This window comes from Thermanaerothrix solaris, assembly GCF_032334255.1.
GTDB classification, from domain to species: Bacteria; Chloroflexota; Anaerolineae; order Anaerolineales; family Anaerolineaceae; genus Thermanaerothrix; species Thermanaerothrix solaris.
On the sequence record NZ_JAUHMF010000001.1, the window covers coordinates 103,875 to 130,611 of the forward strand.

Genomic DNA, 26,737 nt, shown 5'->3' on the forward strand with positions numbered 1-26,737 from the left:
AGAATTAAGCAGCGGTTTGATCAGCTGTTTGAGGAGCACTTTCTTCGGTAGTGGTTTCTGATTCGAGGGCGACAACCTCACCTTCACGATGGACGATGATGCGCACCTCGGGCAAAAGGTCTACCGTGAGGCGCACACGGGCAAAATGTTCGCCCAGGGTGCGGATGGGTTCGGTTTCTACCTGGTGGCGATTAATCTGGGTGCCCAACTTTTGATTGATGGCTTCAGCGATCATCTGAGGCGTGACTGAACCGTATAATTTGCCAGTTTCACTAGCGCGGGCGGCAAATGTCAGCACTAAGCCATTGATACGCTGGGCGACACCGCTCAATTCGTTATTCAACGCCTCGCGTCGCGCTGCTGCCTGAGCCCGGATGGTCTCGGCTCGTTTGAGCGCGCCCGGTGTGGCCAGGACTGCCAGCCCTTGCGGGATTAGGTAGTTTCTGGCGTAGCCGTCGGCTACTTTTTTAACGTCACCTGCACGACCTAATTTGTAAACATCCTTGATCAACAATACCTTCATGTTTTCGAGCCCTTTCTGTAAATGGATTTGTATGCCTGAATGGCAGCCCGCGGTGAAGGGTACAACACCCGGTGCAGGCGGATTTTACCAGAAGGTTGGTGATTCGTCAAATTTCAAGGCTTGACAGTTATGACGCAATGCGTTATATTATCAATAACGCATTGCGTTATACGCAAAAACGGAGGTGATTTATGGCACGGACAAGAGCGGAAACCCAGTCTGAGACCGAACGTGAGAGCACACCGACGTGGTATGAACTTTCCCGTAAAATCTTGCTGGCCAGCATTGGCGCTGCGGCTCTGGCAAAAGATGAGATTATTCAATTCATCAACCGATTGGTTGAGAAGGGGGAACTTGTGGAGCGTGATGCTCGTCGCCTAATCCAGGAGGTTTTGGAGGAACGCGAACGCTTGGAACGGGAGCGCAAGGCGAAACAGGCGGAGACGGGTGCGACCAGCCCTGTAACCAAGGCAGATATTGAAGCCTTAAATGCAAAGATTACCGAATTACAGAAGCGCATCGAAGAATTACGTAAGCAGCAGGGATAAACAAGCAACATGGGAGAGATACAGATCAAGCGCTACAACAACCGTAAACTTTACGATACTGTCAATCGTTGTTATGTGACGCTTGAGGATATTGCTGGTTATATTGCCAATGGAGACGCTGTTAGGGTTGTGGATCATGAAAGTGGCCAGGATTTAACCACAATGACTCTAGCGCAAGTTATTGTGGATCAGGAACGGCGATTGGGAGGATTGATTCCTAGAGCATTGCTGACACGTTTGATCCGCATCGGGGAGGCGCGGTTAGAAGACCTTGGTGAAAGTTTACAGGCTTTCTTGGCGCCTCAGGAATTTGTTAACCGCCACATACGCCTCCGACTTGAACGGCTTAAGGCGCGAGGGGCTCTAAGCGAAGAAGAGTTCGAACAGTGGCTGATCAGTTTGCTGGATCCTGACATTGCGAATCCCGTTGAGGTAAGTCATGAAACTGCCTTGTCCTTACCAGAAAAGCATGGTGCCGAAATTGAGCACTTGTGGCGTGAATTAGAAGCCTTGGAGAGGGCGGTGGATGCTCTCGCCTGCTCTCCCAAGGCTTAGTGTTTAGAAGGTCTTAATGTCCTCTAATTAGTGTTGTGCTTGAGGAATGAAGGCACCAAAAAAGCGCTGGAATATTTCAAACCGTCCACTACGCCCTACATGATTGGGGTTACTTTCCTCCCACATGGCACTAAGCGTAGCGACAACATCATTGGCATCTAGCGTTGAACCGTCCACAAAGCGAACACCTGAACGGAGGTAAAAAGTCCACTCGGTGGCTTCGGGGTTGGCCTCCCAGGCTTCGGCTAATCCGGGGCGGATATTGGTACCACCTGGTTCATACTCCACTAGATTGCTGTAAAGCAAGCGCGTAACCCGGAGAGTGTTGGGATCACTTTCATCTGCGGGCCATAATGAGGCCGGTTCGCGTGTCTGGGTGATTCGGATCTGGCCGTTAACGGACCGCATTTCCTCATAATTTTCGTTAATCGGTCCAATGCGTTGTCCTTGAATAGTATTCCGGAAGGCAAAAATCCCGTTGGTATGAGCAATAGGTATCGCCGGGACTAATTTGATAATCGTTTCGTTTATTTGATCATACAACTTCTGGCGTTCTTGAGGATCAGATGTTTGTGCTGCTTGTTGGATTAACCCGGTCAGTTCGGGATAAGGATCTCCCAGGGAAGTTGCCTCATGAATAAAGACACGGGAGAAAAAATCATCGGGGTCGGCATAAGTGGCGCTCCAGGTGGCTAAAAAGAGGGGAGCGTTTCCATTACGCAACACCTGGCTATAGGCTGCTGAATCGAGTGCTAAAAGTTTGACTTTTAGCCCTAATGAGTTGAGTTGTAACTTTATCTGTTGGGCCAGCATTTCTACATAAGGGGCATCCAAAGATGGGTTTGAGGGGTAAACCAAAACCAGTTCTTGATTCCAATCAAAGTTGGCTTGCTTTAGCCAGTCTTGGGCTTCCTTGGGGCTGTAATCCAGCCAATTCAAACCAGGCGTGTATCCAAGGTTCATGGCGGGAGGGAGGAATTGATTGGCTAGTATTGAATCTGAGGCTAAACCATAGGCAAGCAGGCGGGGGCGATTCAGGCTAAGGGCGATTCCGGTGCGCACTCGCACATCGTTGAAAGGTGGCATACGATTATTAAATCCCAGGTAAGTGACGTTTAGGGCCGATTGGTAGATCGGAGATATATCCGTGAAGGTTTCGAGGGTAGGTAGAAAATTGGCGCCTAGGCTGTCAATAGCATCGGTTTGCCCATTGCGCAGTAAAACGATCCGTGATATCACGGATTCGTACCAATTGATGGTAATCTTTTGACTTTTAGGCGGTACACCCCAATAATCAGGATTACGTTCCAAAATGATTTGCTGCCCGGGATCATAGCGTAAGAGGCGGTAGGGACCGCTGGCATTGGGAACTCGACTTAATTCAAGTGAATTTCCTTTGTAATGGTTCAAATAGTCGCTATCCTGAATAGCAAAAACCGGATAAGCCAGTTTGGCTGGGAGGGCGGCGTCGGGGCGACACAAGGTGATACGCACGGTAGAGAGATCTAGGGCCTCAATGGATTTAATCAACCCGCCGTAAGAACAATCGTTGGTATAGGTTCGTAAAAGTTCGGGAGGAGCTGCACCTTGAACAATCTGAAAAGTTCCATTTTGGCATGCGGTTAGTAGAAATGTAAATAATGAAACCGCTATAAAGGAGAGGAATTTCCACGATCCTGATCGTCGGCAGTGATTAGAGACATGCTTCATAGGTGTTTATCCTGGGAGAGAAATCGAAGCCGTTGGAAAAATTTACATTTTGATTATAAGGGATTGCATCATTCTTGCACCTGACAGATTGGTAAGGTGATAAAAAGGTACACCCTTGTCTATGCGTTTGGATTGTGGAATAATCATACCATTGCTCAACCATAGCATGAATTTAATGTTAGCATGAAGCCGATCCAGCGCATTCTGGAACTGGACGTTTTGCTCTCTTGTGCCTTAACTCAATGGGCTAACCGACATGGCTTGCAAAAGTTTGCCCGGTTCATCTCGCATTCGGCGGATTCTTGGGTTTGGTTGGGCATTTTTCTCTTGGTAGGGGTTCTGGTGCCGTCACAACGGTGTTGGGCGGGGATAGGATTTGGTGCCACGTTTTTGCTAGCGTCATTGGTGTTTGTGCTCAAGGTATTAATCCGGCGTGAGCGTCCACAGCCCGCGAATGATTGGATTTACGCACTCACAGATGAACATTCCTTTCCCTCTGGTCATGCGGCGCGTGGTGTTTTTATCACTATGTTTGCTCTTCATCTTGGGCGCCCTGAGATCTTCTTGGGATTACTCGTCTGGGCAATTTGGGTCAGCCTGTCACGCTTGGTGCTAGGGGTGCATTATGTTTTAGATGTTTTGATTGGAATATTTATAGGGGGTATTTGGGGAGGGATTCTTCTGAATACTTGGCCAATATTGATTTCTTTTTGTGGAATTCTGGGTTCTTAAGACGATTGAGGTGCAACCCTTATCGTGGTTGCACCTCTCTTTTTCACTCGAAAGGGATACTTTATTTGATCAGGCTTGCAGTGATCGTGGTGGCGTGAATGGGTACCCGTTGTTTGAATTGTACCAGGCGTGGAGGTTGAGCGTTTAGAAGCCCATAGCGGGCTGCTCCAAGGTAGAGGATTTCCAAAATTAAATCCCGGTAGGTTATCCCTTCAGCGGCTGCAATCATGCACAAATCACTATATCCAGGTGAGAGACCGGGCAGAGTGTTGATCTCCATTAGGTAAGGTTTGCCATCCGAGCCAAGGCGAATATCTACCCGTGAGATATCAAGGGCGCCAATAGCCTTATGGGCACGAATGGCCAAATCATTTAGTTGTTCTGCTAGGGCTTCATCTATAGCCGCGGGACAGAGATACAGCGGTGCTCCCTCTTCACCAGGGTATCGTTGTTTGGCTTCATGGCCGTAGATTCCCGGTGTTACCGAGGTCTGATGGTAGATTTCCATAATCGGGAAGCGATGAAAGCCATCTTCTGCGTACCATTCGGGGTGGCGGCTGTATTGGCGGGCATGGGGACCACCCATGACGGCAACGGTAAACTCGCGTCCGGAGAGATACGTCTCCACCAGAGCGGGCTGGTGATAAGTCTCAATAACCCACCTGACACGTTGCCGGAGTTGGAGTTCATCGAAGACCACCGAATGTTCATCGGTACCCATACCGGTACCTTCCCGAACTGGCTTGACGAAAAGTGGGTAGTGCAGGTCGGGCGAGATAGGATCATCAGGGGTCTCAAACTCCTGGAAGGCTGCTGTGGGTAGATGGTGGTCGCGCCAGATGCGCTTTGTCAGTGTTTTCTCAAGCGAAATCGCACTGGTTACGACCCGGGAGGCGGTATAGGGAATTTTGAGCATTTCCAAGAGTGCAGGCACTTGGGCTTCCCGACCGTCACCTCCAAGTCCTTCTGCGATATTAAAGCAAATATCCGGGCAATATTCGTGAAGGGCTTGTGGTAGGTTGCTATCGGCTTGCAAAAAGACGGTGGTATGTCCGTCAGATTCGATGGCCTCTCGGATGGCCTGGATCGTTCTGGGGCTGTCGAACTCCGCGCCGGCGTCAGGTGGCGCATCCTCGGGTATCGGCGTTTCCCCCTTGATATTCGCGATGACCGCTACCCGCCACGGACGCACTGGGCGCGGACGAATATCAGGAGGCTTGTCGTCTTCTGCGCTTTCCTGGTTATAATGCTTGTTAGTGGTCATGGTTCTCCCTCGACTAGAAATATTTGGGTTTATGGCTGGGCAGAGTATATCGCACTTGTCCCAAAATGCAAGAGGTAAATTAGAGGATTTTAGGAAATCATGATGACCCTAACGGACATTGTTGATTGGGAGACGTTTGAAAGGGTGCTGGTCCAGTGTCGACGTTGTGAGCGATTGGTGGCTTGGCGGGAGCGAGTAGCTCAGGAAAAGCGTAAGTCCTATCGGGATTGGGATTATTGGGGGCGACCCGTGCCAGGTTTTGGTGATCGCAATGCCCGGGTGTGGATTGTTGGACTGGCACCAGGGGCTCATGGTGCCAACCGAACGGGGCGAATGTTCACTGGAGATAGTTCGGGTGATTTTCTATATTCAGCCTTGTATCGGGCAGGATTCACCAACCAACCTATCGCCCGCCATCGTGATGATGGTCTGATTTTAAGAGAGGTCTATGTTTCGGCGGTTTGCCGTTGTGCGCCGCCCCAGAATCGCCCGACTCATGAAGAATTGATCAATTGCTTTCCCTTTCTCGTGTGGGAGTTTCGTCATCTCGCTCATCTAGAGGGGATAGTGGCATTAGGACACATTGCTTTAAAGGGGGTATTACAGCTGCTTCGCATTTCAGGCTGTCCGGAGATTGCTCTGCCCTTTGAGCATGGGGCTTTTTTACCACCGGATCAGAAGCGTCCTTGGATTCTGGCCTCCTATCACCCCAGCCGCCAGAACACTCAAACCGGACGGCTGACGGTTGAAATGTTTGATGCTATTTGGCAACGGGTGCGCGGACTGTTGGGAGAATAGGTTTGTATAGTCTTTTAGCGCATGTATGCTTGTGGGAAATAAAGGGGGTCATTACAATTCAATAAGTGAAAGGTTACTTAGAGTCTGAAGATGTCACGCAGGTTTCGAATTTTCCTGGCAGGTATCCTGGCTTTATTATTCATTGGACTGGGGGGCTTTCTAGCCTGGGCGCTTACTCCTTTGGGCCCAATGCCTGAAGTGCAGGCTGCTCTTATATCGGATACCCGAATTGAGGTTGAACAGAGTCAGTGGTTGGCTTTTGTGCCTCGTGCTAACTCACCTCGTCTGGGGGTGATCTTTTATCCTGGGGGCCGGGTGGATTACCGTAGTTATGCACCATTAATGCGGGCAGTCGCCGAGCACGGCTATCTAACAATTATTTCTCCCATGCCACTTAATTTGGCCGTCTTATCACCGGAGGAGGCTCAAAAAGTGATTGCGGCATACCCTCAAATTTCCACCTGGGTGATAGGAGGACACTCGTTGGGAGGAGCCATGGCAGCGACTTTCGTTTCTCGGCATCCTCACGAGGCGCAAGGGTTAATCCTGGTGGCTGCTTATCCGGCGAACAATGCGTCACTGCATTCTTTTCAAATTCCAGTTCTGTCTATCTCTGCCACGGCCGATGGATTGGCTAATCCTCAGAAGATTGCTGATTCACGGCCTTTGCTTCCTGAAACCACCCAATGGGTTGTGATCCAGGGTGGCAACCATAGTGGCTTTGGTTGGTATGGGGATCAACCCGGAGATGGTCAGGCTACGATTTCTCGCACAGTCCAGCGACAACAAACCGTAGAGGCCATAATCCGCTTCTTACGTGCTGTTGAAGGAATGGGTGAACAATGAAGATTTTTCGTCTTTTGATCGTGATATTTTCTGGACTTATGGCGGTAATTGTCATCGTTCCACTTCTCATTCCTATTCCTCCCTTGCCTGAGGGAGTAGATGAAGAATCCTTGGCATGGCCGGATAGCCAATTTATTGAGATTCACGGCCTCAAGGTTCATTATCAACGTTATGGAAAAGGGAATCCGGCCATGATTCTATTGCATGGCTTCGGGGCCAGCACATTTTCGTGGCGTGAGGTGATCAAGCCGTTAGGTGCTCATGGCACGGCTATTGCTTTTGATCGCCCCGGCTTTGGCTTGACGGAACGTCCTCTTCCGCAGACCTGGGAGGGCAAAAATCCTTATACCTTGGATTTCCAAGCCGATTTGGTAATTGGGCTCATGGATGCTCTGGATATCCCGCGCGCTTTTTTGATTGGTAATTCGGCCGGCGGAACAGTTGCGTTCTACACAGCACTAAAATACCCTCAAAGGGTCGAGGGTTTGGTTTTGGTAGATGCAGCTATCTATCGAGGTGGTGGCGCACCGGCTTGGATCCGTCCGCTTTTGGATACCCCTCAAATGAATCGCCTTGGGCCCTGGTTCGTTCGTTCACTCGCTGGGGAACAGGGATTAGCCTTCCTGCGTTCAGCATGGCATGATCCAAGTAAAATCACGGATGAGATCATTGCGGGTTATCGTAAGCCACTCCAAACTAAAAATTGGGATCGCGCGTTGTGGGAATTAACCAAAGCCAGTCAAGCTTCTGACCTGGCTAAACATCTCAGTGAGGTTAGTCACCCCGTTTTGGTCATCACCGGTGATGATGATCGCATCGTTCCCACCGAAGAAAGCATTCGTTTGGCTCAGGAGCTACCAAATGCGCGCTTGGTAGTTATTCCTGATTGCGGACACGTCCCGCAAGAGGAATGCCCGGCGGAGTTCTTGCACGCGGTTCTACCTTTTGTGATAAGCGAGGAAAGAAATACCAAAGACAAAGAGGTGAAGGCATGGGTAAACAATTGAGGGTTGGGGATGAAGCCCCAGATTTTGAATTAATGGATACTCAGGGTCATCAGGTAAAGTTATCTGACTTTCGAGGCCGGCGGGTGGTACTTGTCTTCAATCGTGGTTTTATGTGACCCTACTGCCTCAGGCATATGGCGCAGTTGCGTCAGGATGAAGAATCATTTGCAAAACGTAATGTGGCTGTTCTCATTATTGGCCCCGATGGACCACGGGCCTTTAAGCGCTTCTGGGAAGAACAAAACATGCCGTTTATTGGATTGGCGGATATTGGCTCCAAGGTGAGCGATCTTTACCAACAGGAAGTTAATATTCTAAAGTTGGGACGCATGCCAGCGGTTTTTGTAGTTGATGAAGAGGGTAAAATCCGGTTTATCCATTATGCTCAACATATGGCGGATATTCCCTCGAATGCTCAAATTTTGGCGGTGTTGGATTCCTGGTGAGGTTGGGCGATGACAAAAACAGCTTTGGTTTGGGGCGCGAGCGGTGGCATAGGATTGGCTTTAGTTAGCCTATTGACCGCTAATGGTTGGCAGGTGGTGGCTGTCGCTCGCAGAACAAAAAGTCTAGTGGGGCTTACTTCGCATGTCTATGAGGTGGATTTCAGTTTTCCGACTTCATTGCAGTCTATTACAACCCAAATGTTCCAGGAGGGTTTGCAGGTTGATTGGTGGATCTATGCCGCTGGTGACATTATGGTCGCGCCATTGATACAAATGAGTTTGGAACAATGGCAGCAGATCCTCAATGCAAACCTTACTGGTGTTTATTTGGCCTTACATTATAGTAGTCCGTTACTTCGTCCTGAGGCTCCTGTTTATTTTTTAGGTGCAATAAGTGAACGAATACGATTACCAGGACTTTCGGCTTATGCCGCGGCAAAGGCGGGATTGGAGGCACTAGCGGAGGTTGCGCGTAAAGAACTTAAGCGGCCGGTAGTGGTGGTAAGACCGATGGCGGTTAACACTCCCCTGTGGCAGAAAGTACCGTTCAAAATACCACCGAACGCAGTCGAGCCAGATGTGGTAGCGGCTAAGATGTTAGAAGCCTATCATTCAAATTATTCGGGTTTCCTAGATATCGCTTAACTGCGAGACCCAAGATGATAAAAGCCGCTCTTGTGTCAAGAGCGGCTTTCTTTACCTGAAACCATCCCAATTGTTTAGGCGCGCTTGAGGGCATTCCAACCGGCGTAAACAGCCGTATCGCCGAGTTCGGCCTCGATGCGCAGCAACTGGTTGTACTTGGCGACGCGGTCGGTGCGCGCAGGAGCGCCGGTCTTAATTTGCCCCATGTTTAAGGCCACGACCAGGTCGGCAATGGTGGTATCCTCGGTTTCGCCTGAACGGTGCGAGGTGACGGCACGCCAACCTGCTCGATGACAGAGTTCGACTGCCTCGATCGTTTCAGTCAGGGTGCCAATCTGATTGAGTTTGACCAGGAGGGCGTTACAGGCTTTCTCTTGAATCGCTCGGCGTACGCGTTCAGGATTGGTCACCAGCAGGTCATCACCTACGAGTTGGATACGGTGACCGAGTTCGGCAGTGAGCATCTTCCAGCCCTCCCAGTCATCTTCGGCCAGCCCATCTTCGAGGGAGACAATAGGATATTGATCAATCCAGGACTTCCAGAAGGCAATCAGTTCTTCGTTTGTCATTTGCTTGCCTTCGCGACGCATGTTGTAACGTTTGGTCTCAGGGTCGTAGAGCTCCGAGGCGGCAGGATCGAGCGCGATGGCGATTTGCTCACCAGGTTTGTAGCCTGCTTTCTCAATGGCTTCCAAAATTACCTCAACCGCTTCTGCATTAGCCTTAAGCGCAGGGGCATACCCCCCTTCGTCACCGACGAGTGTTGCATACCCTTTTGCTTTCAAGACGCTTTTCAGCGCGTGATAGACCTCGGCACCCCAACGCAATGCTTCAGAAAAGGTAGGAGCACCCAACGGGGCGATCATGAATTCTTGGGCATCAGTGGATTGCCATCCGGTATGAACACCACCGTTGAGAATGTTCATCAGCGGAACGGGCAACACGTGGGCGTACACGCCACCGATATAACGGTACAAGGGTAAGCCCAGAGCATTGGCGGCAGCTTTTGCCACTGCCAAACTTACACCCAAGATTGCATTGGCGCCTAGTTTAGACTTGTTGGGGGTGCCATCCAGCTCGATGAGTAGTTGATCAATTGCCTTTTGCTCTACGGCGTCCCAACCAACCAGGGCTTCCGCAATCTCATTATTGACGTTATCAACAGCTTTGCGCACGCCCTTGCCCAAGTAGCGTGCCTTATCACCGTCGCGGAGTTCAAGGGCTTCGTGGACACCGGTTGAAGCGCCCGATGGGACAGCAGCGCGTCCCCAACTACCATCGGCTAGCACAACTTCGACTTCAACCGTGGGATTGCCACGTGAATCAAGGATTTCTAATGCGGTAATGGATTCAATTGTCGTGTCCATAGAGTCCTCCTCAGAGTAAGAATTGAAAACAAACTTGCTTTTCATTAGTCAAAGTTAGTATAACTCAAATATTTTAGATCATGTTGTGATATTTGTCACAATTCGTTAGATGGCTTCCATTTCAAAGGGTTGTACGGTTACCCCGGCGTATTCGCAGGCAGCCTTAACGAATGCCTTGAAAAGAGGGTGTGGACGGGTGGGACGGGATAGGAATTCAGGATGAAATTGAGTTCCAAGCATAAATGGATGATCAGCCAGTTCGGCAATTTCTACCAGGCGGCCATCCGGAGAAAGTCCAGAAAAAACCATTCCAGCGTTCTCAAATATCTCACGGTAGGCGTTGTTGAATTCAAAGCGATGCCGATGGCGCTCCTGGACCAGCGTTTCTTGGTAGGCTTGGGCGGCTTTGGTACCTGGCTTAAGTTGACAAGGATAAAGCCCCAATCGCATTGTGCCGCCCATTTCAGTGATTTGTTGCTGCTCGGGGAGTAAATCAATCACGGGGTAAGGTGTGGTTCGATCAAACTCAGTTGAATTGGCGCGTTCATCGTTGAAGACATAACGGGCGAATTCAACGACCATTAATTGCATGCCTAAGCAGAGGCCAAGGTAAGGTACCTTGTGGGTGCGAGCATAGCGGGCTGCCAGGATCTTGCCCTCGATTCCACGAGACCCGAACCCGCCAGGCACCAGGATACCATGAGCCTCTTCGAGAATTTCCAATGAACGTCCCCGTTCAAGATCAGTGGCATGGATCCATAAAATTTCTACCTCGACACCAAGATGAAGAGCAGCGTGTTTTAGGGCTTCGCGGACGCTCATGTAGGCATCGTGTAATTCTACATATTTTCCTACGAGGGCAATTTTTACCTTTGGCTTTTCGCGGCGTACCTGAGCCACAAGGCGTCGCCACAAATTCCAATCGGGCTGGCGGCGCCCCTCTAAGCCCAGTCGTTCAAGGATGAAGTCAGCAACTCCGGCTTCTTCCAGCAGTAGAGGTACCTCGTAAAGCACAGGGGTCGTCGTCATTGGCACCACGGCCCGGCGATCAACGTCACAATATAATGAGATCTTGTCTAAAAGGCTGCGATCAACCGGATAGTCAGAACGAGCAATGATCATATCGGGATTGATCCCGATTGAGCGTAGCTCGCTCACAGAGTGTTGAGTGGGCTTGGTCTTAAGTTCACCCGTGGCGCCAATGTATGGGAGCCATGTCACGTGAATATACATGGTATTTTCGCGTCCCAACTCTCGTCTTAACTGGCGCAGAGATTCTAAAAAGGGTTGGCTCTCAATATCGCCGACCGTGCCACCCACTTCAACCAAAACGATTTCTGCATTGGTAGTTTTGGCAACTAGCGTAATGCGTCGTTTTATTTCGTTCGTAATATGAGGGATCACTTGAATCGTACCGCCGAGAAAGTCACCCCGACGTTCCTTGCTAATGATTTCAGCGTAAATTTGTCCGGTGGTGGTATTGCAGACACGGTTGAGGCGAACGTCCATAAAGCGTTCGTAATGTCCAAGGTCGAGGTCGGTTTCTGCGCCATCGTCCAAGACATAGACCTCCCCGTGTTGATATGGGCTCATGGTACCCGGATCAACATTTAGGTAGGGATCCAACTTTTGAGCGGTCACGGCGAATCCCCGTTCCTTCAAAGTTCGCCCGATAGCCGCTGCGGTTACCCCTTTACCAACAGATGAGACGACGCCTCCGGTGAAAAAGATATATTTTGTTGGCACGGATTTCATCCTCCCAAAGAAATCACCAGATGGGATAAGTTAATAAGTGGAGAGGGAGGGTCGTTGATCCGACTCCTCCCTCGATTGGGTTTGGGAAGTGCTCTCTGGCTTGATTATTGCGAGAATAATACCAGAGGTTCCTGTTATAGTGGTCAAGCACATTCATTGGTGCTAAGTTTACCACAACAAAAAAGAGATGGCCGGCTTTTTTAAGGAGCGAATTTTTTGTGAATTAAGCAAAAAAGGCGGGACAAATCCCGCCCTTTTTACCGTATCTTTGCTTAGGATTGGCTGATGTTAGAACGATGTTCAAGTGTACGGCTGAGGATAGCTTCTTGTTCGGCAGACAAGGTTTTAGCCTTTTTGGCTTTTGCGGCTTCTTTTCGTTGTTTGGCGCGCTCCATGGCCTCTCGTAATGCCAATTCCATCACGGTGGGCTCGGCCTCAGTTGGTTGCGATTCCTCTACCGTACTGATCAGTTCATCCAAATTGAAGATGTTTTCATCTGTGCTTCCTCGCGCTCGCTTGCGCCGTTTTTCGCGCCCTTTTTCACGCGATTTTTCTTTGCTGGCTGCTGGCTCGTGGGTTTGTGGCTCTCTCTTTTCTACGGGAGTGTGTTTCTTTTCTTCGGCTGGCTGAGGGCGTGGTTCCTGAATTGGCTCGGGTTGAAGGGCCTTCAGACTTAATTTAATTTGTTTCTTTTTGCGAATCACTTCAATGATTTTGACCTCGACCTCATCCCCTTCCTGAACAACTTCAGTAGGGGTTTTAACATAGCCATGGGAGAGTTCACTAATGTGGATTAGCCCCGGACGCTCGGCACCGATATCTACAAATGCGCCAAAGGGTTCAATACGAACCACTTTGCCCTTAACCACCATGTCGGGCTTTATATCCTTCCATTCAAGGTCAAGGGGTTTCTTAAGGGTAAGTTCTATGCGGTCCCCTTTGACCCGGCGCACCCAAACATCTAGGGTTTGCCCCTCTTGGAGCACTTCGCGAATATGCTTTATGGGCTGACCAGGCGTGGGAGAGGGGATCTGTGAGATGTGTAAGACCCCTTTGGCCACACCTAAATCTATAACAGCACCAGCGAGGTTTAATTTGATCACCTTACCGGTAAATTTCATTTTTGGTTTGATTTCGATGTGGTTCGCCTCCGCGATAACCATATTTTCCATTAGATCACACTCCCGTTTCCAATCTCAATCAGCGAAAGGGGATTATACCCCCGCTGGTACCAACTGTCAAATCGCCGCGTTCTATCAAATAAAATGTTACCGAGGTATGATCGTTCACTCAAAAGAAAATGTTACCGGAGTGAACGAGATGGCCGAAACCGATCCAATGACCGTAGATGAGCGTCGCAAGTACTTACACAAGATACGGCTGCGGTACTGGCGGGCGGAAGGGCGCAAAGAGCGCAGCCGTCTGCTGGATGAAGCCCAGGCCGTGACCGGGCTGCACCGCAAATCGCTGATCCGTTTGCTGAATGGGGAGCTAGGACGCAAGCGGCGTAAGCGGGAGCGCGGCAAGAGGTATGGGCCGGAGGTAGATGCGGCGATTGCGGTGATCGCTCGCAGTCTGGATTATCCCTGTGCCGAACGTCTGCAACCGAACCTGGTCTGGATGGCCAGGCACTTGCAAGCGCACGGTGAATTGCTCCTGAGCGAGACAACGCTGGAATTGCTGGGAAAGATCAGCATTTCCAGTGTGCGGCGGCGCTTGCCGGCTTCGCAACGGGCTGCCCAGCGCCTGGCGCATCGGGTGGGACGCCCGGCCCCGACTTCCAGCGTGAAGTCGTTCATCCCGATGCGGCGCATTGCCTGGGAGGAACGTCAGCCCGGGCACCTGGAAGTCGACCTGGTGCACCACTGCGGCTTAAGCTCCCAGGGACAATACGTCCACACCCTGCAACTGGTGGACGTGGCCAGTGGCTGGAGTGAGTGTGTGGCAGTGCTGGGACGCTCCTGGCTGGTCATGCAGGACGGCTTTGAGCGCATTCGCCAGCGTTTACCCTTCGCAATCCGCGAATTGCACCCGGATAACGGCAGCGAGTTCCTGAACGCCCATCTCCTGCGGTACTGGAAGGACAGAGTGAAAGCAGACGTTTCGCGCAGCCGTCCCTTTCACAAGAACGACAATCGCTTTGTGGAAGAAAACAACTTCTCGCTGGTGCGCGCCTATGTCGGCTATGGTCGGCTGGACACGGTGGAACAGACCCATTTGCTCAACCAACTCTATGACAAACTCTGGCTATACCATAACTTCTTCCAGCCCGTCCTGCGCCTGCAAGAAAAACGCATCCGCTCCGAACAAACGCCTGCCAAAGTCAAACGCATGTACGCTCCTGCCATCCCGCCTCTCGAACGGCTCATCCAGGCCGGTGCACTCTCCCCGGAGAAACAGGCGGCCTGCCTGGCCCTGCGTGAGCAAACCAATCCCATGCGCTTGCGTGAAGAGATCCAGGCGCTGGTTGACCGCCTCGCCCACCTGCCCTGTGCTCCAGAGGGTCAGGTGGAGGATGTCCGCCTGACCTTACAACAGCCAGAGCATTCACATGTCTGATCGGCTGGTCGTTGGCTATCAGCGCTTGTGTGGCACCCCCGAAGGCCAACTGGCCAGATTGTTCTTTGACATTCAGCTTTTCCATCCCACCTTCCCTGAAAGGAGTGGCCGCTTGGGTAACATTATCTTTTGGCAGAACAATAGCCGTTCGGTAACATTATCTTTTGGCTTGACACGATCGCCAGAGAGTGAAATTTGGCACAATATCTAAAATTAGGTAATTTTAGATTAGCGCGATTCCCCTAATGTGAGTGTGACCTGAAGAACGCGCGAGCGCCGAACCAACTCAACGGTCACTTCGTCGCCCGGTTTGAAATTGAATAGCACATTGATGAAGGGATGATTGGCATCAATGGGTAAATTCCCAATACGGGTAATAATGTCACCGGGGCGGATGCCAGCAGCCTCTGCGGGACTCCCCTCGATTACTTCAGCCACATAGATTCCCCACTCTACAGGCAAATTGTACTGTTGGGCCAAAGTGGGATTGATGGGTTGCCAGCGTACTCCAAGGTATGGGCGCGACACATAACCCTTTTCGATAATTTGTGTGGCCACGGCATGAACCGTGTTTGAGGGGATGGCGAATCCCAAACCCTCTACAGTGACACCGGTGCTTGAGGTGCGTACAATAAGCGTGTTTACCCCAACAACTTCTCCTGCCAGGTTGACCAAAGGCCCACCCGAGTTACCTTGATTGATAGCCGCATCGGTTTGGAGTAAACCTTCCAAATAATACCCCTCACCCGTGTCAATGGTACGTCCGGTGGCGCTGATTACACCGACAGTGACCGAATTTTTAAAATCCCCCAAAGGTGATCCAATCGCGATGACGGTTTCGCCGGGGCGCAGGGCATCTGAGTTGCCCAATGTGACTATGGCGGGTACATCACCTTCTATCTTCAAAACCGCTAAATCGGAAAAGCGATCCGTTCCGACCACCTGGGCAGGGCGCTCTTCTCCTGAAAGCAAAAGCACCTTTACCGACTCGGCGCCTTCAACAACGTGGTTGTTGGTAATAACGTATCCTTCGCGGGAGATAATAAAACCACTACCACTAGAGGTTCCGCCAGGAATGACCCCGAAGAATCCCATCTGATCAGGCATCTTTGCGACCACGGTTACCACGGCAGGGCTGACTTTTTCTACTACCTGGGTGATGGTGGTTTCAATCTGGGTAGTTTGAACGAAAAGATGCGCAACAGGTGTGGCTTCGGTTGTTGGAACGGGCGAGGTTATTGTGAGGGGCGGCATCGAGGTTGTCTTTTGATTTTGAAGCAGATAATAAGCTGTCAGCCCACCCCCGATCGCTCCACACAAGGTGGCCAATAGGAGCATTCCAATCAAGAGCAGAAGGGAAAACGGACGCTTCATCGCTTTATTCCTGGAGCAACAATTGAATAGCCCGATCAAGTTGTGGGTCTCGCCCGGCTTTGAGATCCTCTTCGGTTAGGGGCACCTCGACATCCGGAGTGAGCCCAACGCCGTTAATCTGGCGTTCCTGAGGAGTTAACCAGCGAGCAATCGTAATGCGGACTGCACCCTCATTATTGACCAGAGGAGTCCATGATTGCACTGAGCCTTTACCGAACGTTTTTGTTCCGACTAATTTTCCTTGTTGATAATCCTGGATTGCTCCGGCGGTAATTTCAGAGGCCGATGCCGTTCCTTCATTTACCACTACCACCAGGGGAATATCTGTGGCAATACCATTTCCTTTGGCGCGATAGGAGATTTTTCGCCCATCCCCGTAAACCTCATACATGATCACCCCATCTTTAATGAATTCTGAACTGACGTCTATGGCTGCGTTCAGGTAACCACCGCCGTTATTTCTTAGATCCAGAATGATTCCTACTGGTTTCTGATCCAACAAATCGGTCAGGGTGCGCCTGAGATCAGAGGCGGTTTTTTCACCGAAGGTAAAGAGACGGACATAGGCAATGTGCTGATCCAGCATTTTGCCTTCCACAGAGGGAATAGTAATCTTCTGGCGCACAATTCGCACTTCAAATGGCGATGGCTCCCCCTCGCGTTGAATAGTGAGGGTAACTGTTGAGCCGGCTGGGCCTAGAACTCGGCGTAGAACCAGGCTTGGGTCAACGCCGGTCATATCTTCGCCATCAACGGCAATGATTTTATCTCCGGCTTTGAGTCCCGCTTTTTCGGCTGGTGAATCGGGCATGGGGCTGATAATCGTTAAAAACTCACCACTGGTATCTACCCACGCCCCTATCCCTTCATATTCTCCTTCTAGTGGTGCATTGGCTTGCTGGAATTCAAAGGGATCCATGTAACCGGTATGAGGATCGTTGAGGGCTTCGAGCATGCCGCGGATCGCGCCACGCATGAGGGCTTCGTCGTCAACGGGCTGATCAACGTACTGCTCGTGAACCAGATCCCACGCTTGCCAAAATGGTTTAAATAGCGTTTCCAAGGAAGTACCAGGAGTGGCTGCGGGGGTGGGGATTAGTGGGAGTTGCTCTAAAACACGATTTATGAAGGCCGAAGTGGTCGCCGGTGCCCTCAAACCTACAACCAAACCAGAACCGAAACATCCTAGAGAAAAACTTAGGGCGAGTAGTACAAGTAAGGCGATGCGTACCGGTTTGGAAGACATGAGATGTGCTCCAATAATCAGGTTTTTTATAGTTGAGAATTTACCTCGTGATGGTGTGAAGGTGATGTGGTATCTGCAAGTGGCAGTTTACGTACAGCCTGCGCAAGTTGTTCCCACTCCGCCTCCTCATTGTGGCGAAGCTCACCTAAGGAAAACCTGGAGTGTACCCTGGGTCTGCCGTGGTGCGGAGGATTATGGCGCTGTCGCCACAAAGAAACCAAGGTAAGGTTTGTAGCCAGTGTGAACGCGCAGAGTAAAAGGATGATCAACCAGGCCCCAGGCGAGTCATTGTTCATCTTTTATTCCCACTCATCTTCAAACAAACTTCCTTGAGCGAGCACATAAGGGAGGTCTTCAATACGTCGAATATGAAAATGGCCTTGGTGAGGGTGACCGTTTTCGCTCACATGGACGGTCCAGAAACCTAAGCGCCGCGCAGTATGCAGGTTTGCAGGCAAATCGTCAATGAAAAGACAAGCGCTAGGGTCGGGATTGTGAAGTTTTTGCAATAGGGTCTGAAAGGCTTCCGGAAACGGCTTGCAAGAGGGTAACATATCCCAAATGTCAATGATTTGGGTAAAGCAACCCTCCAGATCCAACCTTTGCAGGACACGGTTGGCGTGATTTTTATCGGAATTAGTGAAGATGACTTTAGAGTAAGGCAGCACTTTGAGCAACGTTCTTAATTCGGGATTGGGTTGGAGATAGTGTTCCAGAGGAATGTCATGGACAAATGCTAAATATTCGGCTGAATCTATGTGATATTGCAGATAAAGGCCGCGCAGCGTTGTCCCATAGGTGCGGAATAAAGTCTTCCTAAAGGGTTCAACGTCTTCGTAGGGAAGCGCTAGTTTTTGGTGAATGAACAGATCAATTCGTTTGCCAATGGCTTCCCATACCCCTGAGGAAGCCGGATATAACGTGTCATCAAGATCGAAAATCAAAATTCTTGGCTTCATGCTTTGCAGTATAACGAGTTTGTGAAGGGATGAGAAGAGGTAAACTTTTATTTGGAGGATACCTTGTGTTTTCTCTTGATGGGGAAGGGAGAATTTCATAGATATAATTAGATCAACCCGGTGATCATTGGTAGTCCAGGTGAACGATGCCGATACAAGTTTTGTCTGAAGAGGTGGCCGCAAAAATTGCGGCGGGTGAAGTTGTTGAACGACCGGTTTCGGTCATTAAGGAATTGGTTGAAAACGCCCTAGACGCAAAGGCAACCGAGATCATCATTGAAACCGGCGAGGCGGGGAAGCGCCTAATCGAGGTTGCGGATAATGGATGTGGCATTTCTTACGAAGAGTTGCCCCTGGCTATTGCGCGCTTTGCGACCAGCAAATTGAAAACAGCAGAAGATTTGTTCAATATTCGCACCCTTGGATTTCGCGGGGAGGCTTTGGCTTCCATTGCAGCCGTCTCGCGGTTGACGTTGATCTCTTGCCCCCCTCATGCCGAACATGGTGGAAAAATTGTTGTGCAAGGGGGGAAAGTTGAAACCTATGAGCCAGCGGGTGTGCCACCAGGAACGGTTGTGCGGGTGGAGGATTTGTTCTATAACGTTCCGGCGCGGCTTAAGTTCCTCAAACAGGATTCAACGGAACGGAATTTGATCAACGCACTGATCAGCCGATATGCCGTTGCTTACCCCGAGGTGCGGTTTCGTTTAGTCCACGATGGCAAAGTATTTTTACAGACTTATGGGCACGGGGATCGGCGCGAAATTTTAGCCACGTATTATGGGGTAGATGTGGCGCGCCAGATGCTCGAGGTCATATTAGAAGAGCCTGATTTATCCATCCAGGGGTTCACCAGCCCGATCGCGCTTACCCGTTCTAATCGCAGAGATATCACCTTTTTTGTCAATGGACGGTGGATTCAAGATGTTGCGCTTACCTCTGCGTTACTTCAAGCCTATCATACCATGCTGATGGTGGGACGCTACCCTATCTCGATGTTGTTCATCTGGTTGGATCCTGAGACGGTGGACGTCAACGTTCATCCAACTAAAGCCGAGGTACGATTTCGTCAGCCCGAACGAGTCTTTTCAGCCGTTCAGCGTGCAGTGCGGCGGGCATTGCTCGCTCAGCCTGTCGGCATCCATATTGCACCTTCCGTTTGGTCGTCAGGAACGTCTCATCAGATGATAGATCCTGCCTGGCAAATGGCTGCTGATCTGAAAGGTGGAACTGCACCAAACAACGCTCAAGAAGTTCCTTCACCCTCGGAACCTAATACTTCGTTCCCCGCATCTCCGCCACTCAAACAGACCCTATTACCTGAGTCTCGCATTCCTTTGCTACGTTTAGTTGGACAAGTAGGGGCAACGTATTTGGTAGCCGAAGGTCCAGATGGGCTCTATCTGATTGATCAGCATGCTGCCCACGAACGGGTGCTGTTTGAGCGAATGTGGCGTGAACGAGAACAGGGGTTGGCGGTTCAGCCTTTATTGAATCCGCAACCCATTCGGGTACCGGGGGTTAGAGTAGATGAATTTCAACACTATGTACCGATGTTGCGACAATGGGGTTTTGAGGTCGAGCCTTTTGGAGGGGATACCTTCTTGATACGATCTGTTCCGGCTATTTTAAGAAATAGTGATCCGGTTGTGATATTGCAGTCCCTCTTGGATTCCTTTGAGGAAGACGAATCCCTGTTAGAAAAAGAAACGGAAGCAAGACTGATTGCACGGATTTGCAAACGGGCCGCGGTCAAAGGCGGACAAGTGCTCTCGCGTGAGGAACAGGAAGCCTTACTGAGAGATTTGGAGGCGTGCGAATCACCACGGACTTGCCCACATGGGCGGCCCACGATGATCCATCTCTCTGTGGAAGTGTTGGAACGTCAGTTCGGACGACGGGGAAGTCGTTAACCAATGCCAAAGAGGAGTATCGGAGATCTATGCTGGTAGTCACAGACAGCGCTGCAGATTTTGCCCCCGAGCAATTAGAGGGATTGAAAATTCATGTGGTGCCGTTATATGTGATATTTGGGGAAACCACCTATCGGAGTGGTGTGGATATCAGCCATGAGAATTTTTATCTTCGTTTGCGTGGGGGAGAAATGCCTCGAACATCTCAACCCTCGGTGGGTGAGTTTGTTTCGGTTTACCGTGAACTGGCAAAACAAGATCCGGAGATCCTTTCAATTCATTTATCCTCTGCACTCAGTGGTACGCTCAGCGCGGCCCGCACGGCTGCCGCGATGGTGCCTGAAGCGAGGGTCACTTTTTTTGATACCGGTGGCGTTTCGGTCATTGTGGGGTGGTGTGCAGAGATGGCAGCCAAAGCAGTTCAGGCTGGTTGGTCATTGGAGCGTATTCTTCAACTATTGAACCGAATCCGAGACAAAATGTTCGGTATCTTTATGCTACCAACGCTCAAGTATATTGTTGCAGGAGGCAGGGTAGGGCACCTCAAGGGATTAGTAGGTTCTCTAATGAATATTAAACCTATCATGGCGTTTGATTTGAAAGCGGGGACTATTATCGAATTGGGTAAGGAATTTTCACTGCGGCGAGCGATCTTGGCGCAAGCCGACTACATTGCCAAGCGATTTTCTCCCGGAAGCCCCTTGAGAATTCAAATTGCGCATAGCCAAAATTTGGAAGGTGTGACAATTCTGACCGAACGCCTCAAGTCGTTGTTTAAGTGTCACTTCTTACCACCGGCTACGATTGGGCCGGTGCTAGGTGCTCATGGGGGGGAAGGCATTGTGGGGGTTGGAGTAGCGCCTATGGAGATATTCGAGGATTTGGCTTAGACAGAGTTACCCAATATGAGAGTTGCGATTGGTGGAATGACTTCCAGAACATCACGGTGAAGGACGAGGGTCGCTTCGTGATCCAGATAGGTGGGGGAGAGAGTAATAATCGCCACCTTACCGCCCTTCTCGAGGGTAAAGATTGGCAGTTGAGCAGCGGGGATTACTTCAAGTGAGCTGCCGATCACCAGTAAAAGATCGGCGTTTTCACAATGTTGTTGTGCCTCTTCCCAGGCTTCGACAGGAAGCATCTCTTCAAAGAGCACAATATTGGGCTTAAGAAAAGCGCGACAATTGGGACAGCGAGGTGGAATACCTTGCGTGAGAAAGGGTTCAATGAAATTCTCCGCTTTATACTGGCGTTGGCAGTTCAGGCACGAGAGGGTGCGTAATGAGCCATGAAGTTCAATGACTTGAGTAGCGCCGGCGCGCTGATGCAGATTATCAATATTCTGGGTGATAATGGCTTTTAAGTAGCCTGCTTTCTGAAGTTCAGCCAGCGCTTTGTGAGCCGCGTTTGGTTGGGCGTACCATGATTTTTCGGCAAGTGGTCGCAGCCACTCAAAAAAACGGTGGGGGTGATGGCGAAATGCGCGCCAGGAGGCGACCTCTAAAGGATTGTCACGTTTCCAAAGGCCGGTTTGAGGGGAACGGAAATCGGGGATTCCGGAGGGGGTGGAGATACCGGCACCGGTTAGAGCCACCACATGGCGTCCGTTGCGTATCCATTCGGCTAACGTATGGATGGATTTTTCCAGTTGTGGGTCAGACATAACGGTTAGACCCGTGTGCGTTCAACATACTGGGATGCCAGCTGCATAATTTGTTGGGCGTAAAGCCCTTCAGGTTGTATGTGTAAAAGAGGCACTGAGCGCAAAGCCGCATGATAGGCTAGTTCAGGTACCGGGGATATCGTTGCACTCACAGCGTGTTCCAGAGTGTCCTGTACTTGAGTGATTGTGTATTGAAGATCAGCCCGCATGCGGTTATTGAGCACAATAGACATGATTTTAGATTTTCCAAAGCCATATCTTTCAAGATCGGTGATCAAACGGCGGGTGAGTCTTAGGGTAAAAGGTTGAGATTCGGTAACGACCATGACCTCGTCACATTGGTTGAGGATATCTATATAACCGGGGAGAAACGGGGTACCAATATCTAGGATGATCAGTGATGCTAATGTGGCCAGGTGACGAGTAATGGCAACCAATTTTTCGCCCATTCCGGAGAAGAGAGGGGTGTAACCTTCTACCTGGCGTGGGGACAATAATAATCGCACCCCCAATGTTGTGCGCAGGAGTTGATTATCCACCGTAGCACGCGTGATTTCGTGAAGAGGAAGACTGAGCAGTGCTTTCAGGGCTTGATCATCATGGAGACTTAGCATTTCAGCCCATATTCCTTCGCCAAGGCGAAGTTCAGCCAGTACGACTTCACTTTTACTACGTTGGTAGCATGCCAACCCCAGATTTAGGGCTAGGGTTGAAAGTCCTATACCCCCCTTAGCCGCGGTAAGGCCAAGGACGTATCCTCGGGGTAGAGCGGCTTCCCGGCGGGCCCGACTTCGCCCGAGTAGGGCTTTGATATGAGCAATCAACTCGGCCGGGTGAATCGGTTTAGTGAGATAATCATCGGCGCCCGCCTCGTAACCCTCAACCTTGTCTTCTACTTGAGATTTTGCGGTGAAGATTAGGATGGGAATTGAACTGGTTTCCGGATTTTGACGCAGTCGGCGAGTAACTTCAAAGCCATCCAGGCCTGGCATCATCACGTCAAGAAGAATAAGATCAGGTTGTTCGCGCAAGGCAACCTGTATCCCTTCTTCTCCTGAGGCGGCGGTGAGAATATGATAACCTTGCTTTTGCAGCATCAACCCAACCAGCCGTAAGGTTTCCAGATCATCATCAATGACTAAGATTTTTTCTGCCATGTGGAAGTCACTCCCAGATTCATCGTTCCCTTGCAGTCTAGCATAATCTTAAAAGCGAGACAAGTCCGAAGGCTTTGTAAAACTCAACACCAGCCGAAACATGAGGTCGGTAAGAAGGATTTATAATCCACTTTTAGGAGAGAGGACAAAGGATGCGGTTAGTAGACGAGTCCTTACTGTGTGAGATTTGTGGGCTGAATAAAAATTCGCCAATTTTAGTAGGCGTTTCAGGAGGTCCAGACAGTGTCTTTTTGTGGCATCGCTTGCTAGAATTGGGGTTTCCGGTTGTGATTGCTCACTTTGATCATGGCTTGCGTCCAGATTCCCGGGCAGATGCCGAGTGGGTGAAGGAACAGGCAAGTCGTCTTAATTGTCGCTTCATTCTAGGGCAGGGTGACGTTGAAACGTATGCGAAGCAATCCGGACTTTCACTCGAGGCCGCTGCTCGACAAATGCGGTATCACTTTCTCTTCGAGGCAGCGGAGGCAAATAAGTGCCAGGCAGTGGCGGTTGGGCATACCGCGGATGATCAGGTGGAAACCGTTCTGTTACACCTTTTGCGAGGAAGCGGGCTTAAGGGACTATGTGGTATGCGTTTCCGCATGATCATAGCAGAATTTTCAGCCAGTATCCCGCTTGTACGTCCACTTTTGGGGGTGTGGCGGAGGGATATCGAGGTGTATCTGGCACAAAACAAGATTGCCTTTCGTCAGGATACAACGAATCGTGATCCACGGTTCCTGCGCAATCGGGTACGTCATGAACTTCTTCCGATCTTAGACACCTATAATCCCCAAATTCGGCGTCATTTGTGGCAGATGTCTTTCAGTTTGCAGGCTGATTATCAAATTGTAGATCACGTGGTACAAAATGCCTGGCAGCGGTGCCTGGGGGAAGAAAGGCCGGATTATTTAACTTTCAAACGGGCTGAGTTTTGTGCCGAGGCTGAAGGCGTGCGGGCCAATCTAATTAAAGAAGCGGCTGGTCGGTTCTCACGCGACCTATATGGGAGTAATTTCGTTTCGATTACTCGGGTGATGCGGTTTATTCAAGATGGACAGCCAGGGCAGGTTGAAATGGAAGGTGGCGTTCAGGTAGTTCTTGACCATTCTTTGATTTATTTCTTTCCGCGTGGAAACTGGCCGGTCATACCTCAGTGGCCATTAGTTTCACCTGGGGCATTAATCGAGATTGATGTCCCAGGGAGTTTAATTCTAAATGAAGGATGGATCTTGGAGACCTCTTTGGCTCAATCCCAGGAAATCACTGTATCAGGTGGACAAGACCCTTTTACAGCCTATCTAGACTATGCCACTCTACGCCCACCGCTTCTATTAAGGACAAGAAAACCAGGTGATCGCTTTTGGCCATATGGCATGTCAGGGCCGATGCGCCTCTCGGATTTTATGGTTAACGTTCATTTGCCACGCTGGGTGCGCGATCGTTGGCCGCTCGTCTTCTCAGGAGATTCGCTGGTATGGGTTCCGGGTTTCCGCATTGCTCATCCCCATCGGCTTACACCGTTCACCCGTGAAGTGTTGAAATTGAGAATGTATCGTCAGAACAAGTCTTCTAGTGATCATTGCTGTTGAGTAACTTCATTTGCCAACCGCTGTAACTTCATTCCGATTTCCCGCCATTGAATCTTTGAGACCCCTAATTTTTGGCGAATCTGCTCACGATCCATGCCTGAAAGCCAGTCTCGAAGCGCACATGTCCAGCGACACATGTCGAAAGAAAGGTGCTTGGTAAGACCGGCCTCTTCACCTAGGTCTTCAAGCAAGTACTCCAAGCGCCGCGCAGACCAAGGAAATAATGTTTCTCTGGGTTGGTATTGTTCCAGATATTCGTGATAGGCCTCAATCCAGCTCGGGGTGAGAGAGAGTTTGCGTTCTTTATAGCGGTTACGAGGATGGCTATAGCGGACGAAGAGGAAAGGAGCCTCAGGATTAGAGGTATCAATGTGATTTAGATGAATATTGAGGCATTCCCCTTTCTTAATACCGGTTTGGAGGAGCAAACTCACCAGGGTAAAAGGACGTGCATCAGGTTTGCGGGCGTGCCGGTAAGACTCGGCAACCTCCAAAATCTTTTGCTCTTCCTCGAGGGTAAGTACTTGGGGTAGGGGGCTAATGGCAGAATATTGGATGACTTTTTCAGCCGGGTCGGTAGCAATTCGCCCATTTTGATAGAGCCAGCGGAAAAAGGCCTTGATGGCGGTGATCCGGCGGGCAAGGCTTTTCGGGCTGCAAGGGACACCGCGCCCGTATTGTAACCAACTTAAGAAATTGTTTAATTCCCGGGTGGTGACTTCCCCAACTGCGCGATCCGGAGGAAGATAACTTGCTAGCAATGAGAGGTCACTGATAAAAGATTTGATCGTGTATGGGGATTTACCCTGATCCTGAAGATATATTTCCCAAGCACGGATAATCGGGATTATAGGGGTCTGAGCCGTGATGTGAGGAGGGATTTCAAAATGTTCATTCATGAAAGGTCTCCAGGTTTTCGCATAGGTGAATTAATTATAGGAGTCTTTGACAAAATTGACCAGACCTTCCGAAAATGAGGGTCTGGTCAATTTTTTTGTTTAGGTGATAGGGTTATTGAGCGTTCAGGGCTTGGCGTAATATTTCGCGGATAGCTTCGACATTAGGAATAAGTACATAGGCGCCACTTTCGGTTGTGGTTGGCGTAACAAGGCCAGGACCGATGGTGTAACGCTGGATGCGGGAGGGGTCGGCCAGCAATTGAGGAGCGAGGGGCGCTAATGAGAGGGCGACATCAAGAGGAAGATTGGTCTCTACACTTGAGCGGTAATATTCGTAGAGTTCTGGGGCACGGGCAATCGCATTTAGGCTCATCAACTTATTGAACAATGCAATTAGGACTTCCTGCTCGCGACGTGTGCGGTCAAAGTCACTGGTGCTATAACGCGAACGGACATACCACAGGGCAGTTTGTCCGTCCATGTGAATCAAACCCGGACCAACGGAACAATAGCCGTTTTGAGCCTGAGGAAGTTTGCACTGATCCGTGAGATTCTTGGCGGCGTAGACATCAATGCCACCTAAACTATCAACGATGTTTACAAACCCCTGAAAATTGGTGAGTATGTAATAGTCAATCGTGATCCCAAAGTTCTGCTGGAAAGTAGCTACGGTCAGCGGGAACCCACCAGCTGGGTGGGCGGTGTTGATGCGGTTTTTACCTCGTCCCGGAATATCCACATAGAGATCACGGGGGAACGAGACCAGGCTGGCCGTTCCTAATTTAGGGTTGAGCGAGACTAGAAGAATAACGTCAGTGCGGTATCCGGCTCCAGGGCGCCAATCTGAGCCTAACACAAGAATATTGACCTGTCCTTCGGCGGGGGTAATCTCCCAGGGAATGCTCGTTGCGGTCGGCTCTTGGGTGGGTTGGGATAACTCCGGCGTGTTCATTACTTCGGGGGTAATGGTTTGGGGAAGGAATGGGGTCGGGGTGGCTGTGGCATCAGGAGCAACCGTAACCCATTGCTGTGCAATAGGAATCGCACCACTTTGACCGGTAATTTGGGCGGGCAAATTACAAGCCAAAATTAATGTGAAAATTATCAAAGGTAGGGCGAGAAGTAGCAAGAGTCTTTTCATAATCTGAACGCTTATAGGTGGTTGGGTTTATTATAAGA

At 50.2% G+C, this 26,737-nt stretch carries 26 protein-coding genes; 13 read left to right on the forward strand and 13 right to left on the reverse strand.

Annotated features, from left to right (window positions below; all coding sequences use genetic code 11):
- Positions 1-4 precede the first annotated feature (4 nt).
- The gene (rplI, locus tag QYE77_RS00460) at positions 5-523 is read right to left on the reverse strand and encodes a 50S ribosomal protein L9 (RefSeq protein ID WP_315623195.1); all 519 of its coding nucleotides are present in this window, start codon (positions 521-523) and stop codon (positions 5-7) included.
- 191 nt (positions 524-714) lie between these two features.
- Here rplI and QYE77_RS00465 point away from each other — a divergent pair, with 191 nt between their 5' ends.
- Positions 715-1,071: a hypothetical protein gene (locus tag QYE77_RS00465; protein WP_315623197.1), complete on the forward strand. Its 357-nt coding sequence runs from the start codon at positions 715-717 to the stop codon at positions 1,069-1,071.
- A 9-nt stretch (positions 1,072-1,080) separates the two neighbouring features.
- The gene (locus QYE77_RS00470; protein ID WP_315623199.1) at positions 1,081-1,626 is read left to right on the forward strand and encodes a polyhydroxyalkanoate synthesis regulator DNA-binding domain-containing protein; all 546 of its coding nucleotides are present in this window, start codon (positions 1,081-1,083) and stop codon (positions 1,624-1,626) included.
- A gap of 27 nt (positions 1,627-1,653) precedes the next feature.
- On the opposite strand, the gene QYE77_RS00475 is transcribed toward QYE77_RS00470, so the two are convergent.
- Complete coding sequence (locus tag QYE77_RS00475; protein WP_315623201.1) at positions 1,654-3,336, reverse strand: ABC transporter substrate-binding protein; 1,683 nt, start codon at positions 3,334-3,336, stop codon at positions 1,654-1,656.
- Between the two features lie 183 nt (positions 3,337-3,519).
- Between QYE77_RS00475 and QYE77_RS00480 the strand changes: the two genes are divergently transcribed.
- On the forward strand, positions 3,520-4,068 hold the full coding sequence (locus QYE77_RS00480; RefSeq protein WP_315623202.1) for a phosphatase PAP2 family protein: 549 nt from the start codon (positions 3,520-3,522) through the stop codon (positions 4,066-4,068).
- A gap of 61 nt (positions 4,069-4,129) precedes the next feature.
- Here QYE77_RS00480 and QYE77_RS00485 read toward each other — a convergent pair whose 3' ends face one another.
- The gene (locus tag QYE77_RS00485; RefSeq protein ID WP_315623204.1) at positions 4,130-5,332 is read right to left on the reverse strand and encodes a D-alanine--D-alanine ligase family protein; all 1,203 of its coding nucleotides are present in this window, start codon (positions 5,330-5,332) and stop codon (positions 4,130-4,132) included.
- Positions 5,333-5,431: 99 nt separating this feature from the next.
- Between QYE77_RS00485 and QYE77_RS00490 the strand changes: the two genes are divergently transcribed.
- The 5 genes from QYE77_RS00490 to QYE77_RS00510 all read left to right on the forward strand — a co-directional run bounded on the left by QYE77_RS00490 (position 5,432) and on the right by QYE77_RS00510 (position 9,074).
- On the forward strand, positions 5,432-6,130 hold the full coding sequence (locus tag QYE77_RS00490) for a uracil-DNA glycosylase (protein WP_315623206.1): 699 nt from the start codon (positions 5,432-5,434) through the stop codon (positions 6,128-6,130).
- 90 nt (positions 6,131-6,220) lie between these two features.
- Positions 6,221-6,976, forward strand: a complete 756-nt coding sequence (locus QYE77_RS00495; protein WP_315623208.1) for an alpha/beta family hydrolase — start codon at positions 6,221-6,223, stop codon at positions 6,974-6,976.
- Positions 6,973-7,983, forward strand: a complete 1,011-nt coding sequence (locus tag QYE77_RS00500; RefSeq protein WP_315623210.1) for an alpha/beta fold hydrolase — start codon at positions 6,973-6,975, stop codon at positions 7,981-7,983. The genes QYE77_RS00495 and QYE77_RS00500 overlap by 4 nt, the downstream gene beginning before the upstream one ends.
- Positions 7,968-8,429, forward strand: coding sequence for a peroxiredoxin family protein (locus QYE77_RS00505; RefSeq protein WP_315623211.1), 462 nt, complete (start codon positions 7,968-7,970; stop codon positions 8,427-8,429). Before QYE77_RS00500 ends, QYE77_RS00505 begins: the two co-directional genes overlap by 16 nt.
- 9 nt (positions 8,430-8,438) lie before the next feature.
- The gene (locus QYE77_RS00510; RefSeq protein WP_315623213.1) at positions 8,439-9,074 is read left to right on the forward strand and encodes an SDR family NAD(P)-dependent oxidoreductase; all 636 of its coding nucleotides are present in this window, start codon (positions 8,439-8,441) and stop codon (positions 9,072-9,074) included.
- Positions 9,075-9,148: 74 nt separating this feature from the next.
- Here QYE77_RS00510 and eno read toward each other — a convergent pair whose 3' ends face one another.
- The 3 genes from eno to QYE77_RS00525 form a co-directional block, all read right to left on the reverse strand.
- Positions 9,149-10,441, reverse strand: a complete 1,293-nt coding sequence (gene eno / locus QYE77_RS00515) for a phosphopyruvate hydratase (RefSeq protein ID WP_315623215.1) — start codon at positions 10,439-10,441, stop codon at positions 9,149-9,151.
- A gap of 105 nt (positions 10,442-10,546) precedes the next feature.
- Positions 10,547-12,187 (reverse strand): CTP synthase, encoded by a 1,641-nt coding sequence (locus QYE77_RS00520; protein WP_315623217.1) that lies wholly within the window; start codon positions 12,185-12,187, stop codon positions 10,547-10,549.
- A gap of 281 nt (positions 12,188-12,468) precedes the next feature.
- Positions 12,469-13,368, reverse strand: a complete 900-nt coding sequence (locus QYE77_RS00525; protein WP_315623219.1) for a S1 RNA-binding domain-containing protein — start codon at positions 13,366-13,368, stop codon at positions 12,469-12,471.
- A 106-nt stretch (positions 13,369-13,474) separates the two neighbouring features.
- Here QYE77_RS00525 and QYE77_RS00530 point away from each other — a divergent pair, with 106 nt between their 5' ends.
- A complete protein-coding gene (locus QYE77_RS00530) occupies positions 13,475-14,755 on the forward strand; it encodes a hypothetical protein (RefSeq protein ID WP_315623221.1) in 1,281 nt (426 codons plus the stop codon).
- Positions 14,748-14,966 (forward strand): hypothetical protein, encoded by a 219-nt coding sequence (locus tag QYE77_RS00535; protein ID WP_315623223.1) that lies wholly within the window; start codon positions 14,748-14,750, stop codon positions 14,964-14,966. Before QYE77_RS00530 ends, QYE77_RS00535 begins: the two co-directional genes overlap by 8 nt.
- Positions 14,967-14,983: 17 nt before the next feature.
- On the opposite strand, the gene QYE77_RS00540 is transcribed toward QYE77_RS00535, so the two are convergent.
- The 3 genes from QYE77_RS00540 to QYE77_RS00550 form a co-directional block, all read right to left on the reverse strand.
- Entirely contained in the window at positions 14,984-16,129 is a 1,146-nt protein-coding gene (locus QYE77_RS00540; protein ID WP_315623225.1) for a S1C family serine protease, read from the reverse strand.
- 4 nt (positions 16,130-16,133) lie between these two features.
- Positions 16,134-17,375 carry a S41 family peptidase gene (locus tag QYE77_RS00545; protein WP_315623227.1) on the reverse strand — a complete coding sequence of 414 codons (1,242 nt, stop codon included), beginning with the start codon at positions 17,373-17,375 and terminating at the stop codon, positions 16,134-16,136.
- Positions 17,376-17,674: 299 nt separating this feature from the next.
- Positions 17,675-18,334 carry a pyrimidine 5'-nucleotidase gene (locus QYE77_RS00550; protein ID WP_315623228.1) on the reverse strand — a complete coding sequence of 220 codons (660 nt, stop codon included), beginning with the start codon at positions 18,332-18,334 and terminating at the stop codon, positions 17,675-17,677.
- 146 nt (positions 18,335-18,480) lie between these two features.
- On the opposite strand from QYE77_RS00550, the gene mutL reads away from it, so the two are divergent.
- Together mutL and QYE77_RS00560 are read left to right on the forward strand one after the other, a co-directional pair.
- Positions 18,481-20,247 (forward strand): DNA mismatch repair endonuclease MutL, encoded by a 1,767-nt coding sequence (mutL, locus tag QYE77_RS00555; RefSeq protein ID WP_315623230.1) that lies wholly within the window; start codon positions 18,481-18,483, stop codon positions 20,245-20,247.
- 29 nt (positions 20,248-20,276) lie between these two features.
- Positions 20,277-21,137, forward strand: a complete 861-nt coding sequence (locus tag QYE77_RS00560; RefSeq protein ID WP_315623231.1) for a DegV family protein — start codon at positions 20,277-20,279, stop codon at positions 21,135-21,137.
- Here QYE77_RS00560 and QYE77_RS00565 read toward each other — a convergent pair.
- Positions 21,134-21,910 (reverse strand): SIR2 family NAD-dependent protein deacylase, encoded by a 777-nt coding sequence (locus tag QYE77_RS00565; protein WP_315623232.1) that lies wholly within the window; start codon positions 21,908-21,910, stop codon positions 21,134-21,136. The genes QYE77_RS00560 and QYE77_RS00565 overlap by 4 nt on opposite strands.
- 5 nt (positions 21,911-21,915) lie before the next feature.
- Positions 21,916-23,067 carry a response regulator gene (locus tag QYE77_RS00570; protein ID WP_315623234.1) on the reverse strand — a complete coding sequence of 384 codons (1,152 nt, stop codon included), beginning with the start codon at positions 23,065-23,067 and terminating at the stop codon, positions 21,916-21,918.
- A 152-nt stretch (positions 23,068-23,219) separates the two neighbouring features.
- On the opposite strand from QYE77_RS00570, the gene tilS reads away from it, so the two are divergent.
- A complete protein-coding gene (tilS, locus tag QYE77_RS00575) occupies positions 23,220-24,659 on the forward strand; it encodes a tRNA lysidine(34) synthetase TilS (protein WP_315623236.1) in 1,440 nt (479 codons plus the stop codon).
- Here tilS and QYE77_RS00580 read toward each other — a convergent pair.
- Positions 24,647-25,558: a tyrosine-type recombinase/integrase gene (locus QYE77_RS00580; protein ID WP_315623238.1), complete on the reverse strand. Its 912-nt coding sequence runs from the start codon at positions 25,556-25,558 to the stop codon at positions 24,647-24,649. The two genes, tilS and QYE77_RS00580, sit on opposite strands and share 13 nt — an antisense overlap.
- A 112-nt stretch (positions 25,559-25,670) precedes the next feature.
- Complete coding sequence (locus QYE77_RS00585; RefSeq protein ID WP_315623240.1) at positions 25,671-26,699, reverse strand: LCP family glycopolymer transferase; 1,029 nt, start codon at positions 26,697-26,699, stop codon at positions 25,671-25,673.
- Positions 26,700-26,737: the final 38 nt, after the last annotated feature.

Excerpts from the sequence above, each read along its gene's own strand:
- rplI (WP_315623195.1), bottom strand. The coding sequence starts at position 523 with ATGAAGGTATTGTTGATCAAGGATGTTTACAAATTAGGTCGTGCAGGT.
- QYE77_RS00465 (WP_315623197.1), top strand. The coding sequence starts at position 715 with ATGGCACGGACAAGAGCGGAAACCCAGTCTGAGACCGAACGTGAGAGC.
- QYE77_RS00470 (WP_315623199.1), top strand. The coding sequence starts at position 1,081 with ATGGGAGAGATACAGATCAAGCGCTACAACAACCGTAAACTTTACGAT.
- QYE77_RS00475 (WP_315623201.1), bottom strand. The coding sequence starts at position 3,336 with ATGAAGCATGTCTCTAATCACTGCCGACGATCAGGATCGTGGAAATTC.
- QYE77_RS00480 (WP_315623202.1), top strand. The coding sequence starts at position 3,520 with ATGAAGCCGATCCAGCGCATTCTGGAACTGGACGTTTTGCTCTCTTGT.
- QYE77_RS00485 (WP_315623204.1), bottom strand. The coding sequence starts at position 5,332 with ATGACCACTAACAAGCATTATAACCAGGAAAGCGCAGAAGACGACAAG.
- QYE77_RS00490 (WP_315623206.1), top strand. The coding sequence starts at position 5,432 with ATGATGACCCTAACGGACATTGTTGATTGGGAGACGTTTGAAAGGGTG.
- QYE77_RS00495 (WP_315623208.1), top strand. The coding sequence starts at position 6,221 with ATGTCACGCAGGTTTCGAATTTTCCTGGCAGGTATCCTGGCTTTATTA.
- QYE77_RS00500 (WP_315623210.1), top strand. The coding sequence starts at position 6,973 with ATGAAGATTTTTCGTCTTTTGATCGTGATATTTTCTGGACTTATGGCG.
- QYE77_RS00510 (WP_315623213.1), top strand. The coding sequence starts at position 8,439 with ATGACAAAAACAGCTTTGGTTTGGGGCGCGAGCGGTGGCATAGGATTG.
- eno (WP_315623215.1), bottom strand. The coding sequence starts at position 10,441 with ATGGACACGACAATTGAATCCATTACCGCATTAGAAATCCTTGATTCA.
- QYE77_RS00525 (WP_315623219.1), bottom strand. The coding sequence starts at position 13,368 with ATGGAAAATATGGTTATCGCGGAGGCGAACCACATCGAAATCAAACCA.
- QYE77_RS00530 (WP_315623221.1), top strand. The coding sequence starts at position 13,475 with ATGATCGTTCACTCAAAAGAAAATGTTACCGGAGTGAACGAGATGGCC.
- QYE77_RS00535 (WP_315623223.1), top strand. The coding sequence starts at position 14,748 with ATGTCTGATCGGCTGGTCGTTGGCTATCAGCGCTTGTGTGGCACCCCC.
- QYE77_RS00540 (WP_315623225.1), bottom strand. The coding sequence starts at position 16,129 with ATGAAGCGTCCGTTTTCCCTTCTGCTCTTGATTGGAATGCTCCTATTG.
- QYE77_RS00545 (WP_315623227.1), bottom strand. The coding sequence starts at position 17,375 with ATGTCTTCCAAACCGGTACGCATCGCCTTACTTGTACTACTCGCCCTA.
- QYE77_RS00550 (WP_315623228.1), bottom strand. The coding sequence starts at position 18,334 with ATGAAGCCAAGAATTTTGATTTTCGATCTTGATGACACGTTATATCCG.
- mutL (WP_315623230.1), top strand. The coding sequence starts at position 18,481 with ATGCCGATACAAGTTTTGTCTGAAGAGGTGGCCGCAAAAATTGCGGCG.
- QYE77_RS00560 (WP_315623231.1), top strand. The coding sequence starts at position 20,277 with ATGCTGGTAGTCACAGACAGCGCTGCAGATTTTGCCCCCGAGCAATTA.
- QYE77_RS00565 (WP_315623232.1), bottom strand. The coding sequence starts at position 21,910 with ATGTCTGACCCACAACTGGAAAAATCCATCCATACGTTAGCCGAATGG.
- QYE77_RS00570 (WP_315623234.1), bottom strand. The coding sequence starts at position 23,067 with ATGGCAGAAAAAATCTTAGTCATTGATGATGATCTGGAAACCTTACGG.
- tilS (WP_315623236.1), top strand. The coding sequence starts at position 23,220 with ATGCGGTTAGTAGACGAGTCCTTACTGTGTGAGATTTGTGGGCTGAAT.
- QYE77_RS00580 (WP_315623238.1), bottom strand. The coding sequence starts at position 25,558 with ATGAATGAACATTTTGAAATCCCTCCTCACATCACGGCTCAGACCCCT.
- QYE77_RS00585 (WP_315623240.1), bottom strand. The coding sequence starts at position 26,699 with ATGAAAAGACTCTTGCTACTTCTCGCCCTACCTTTGATAATTTTCACA.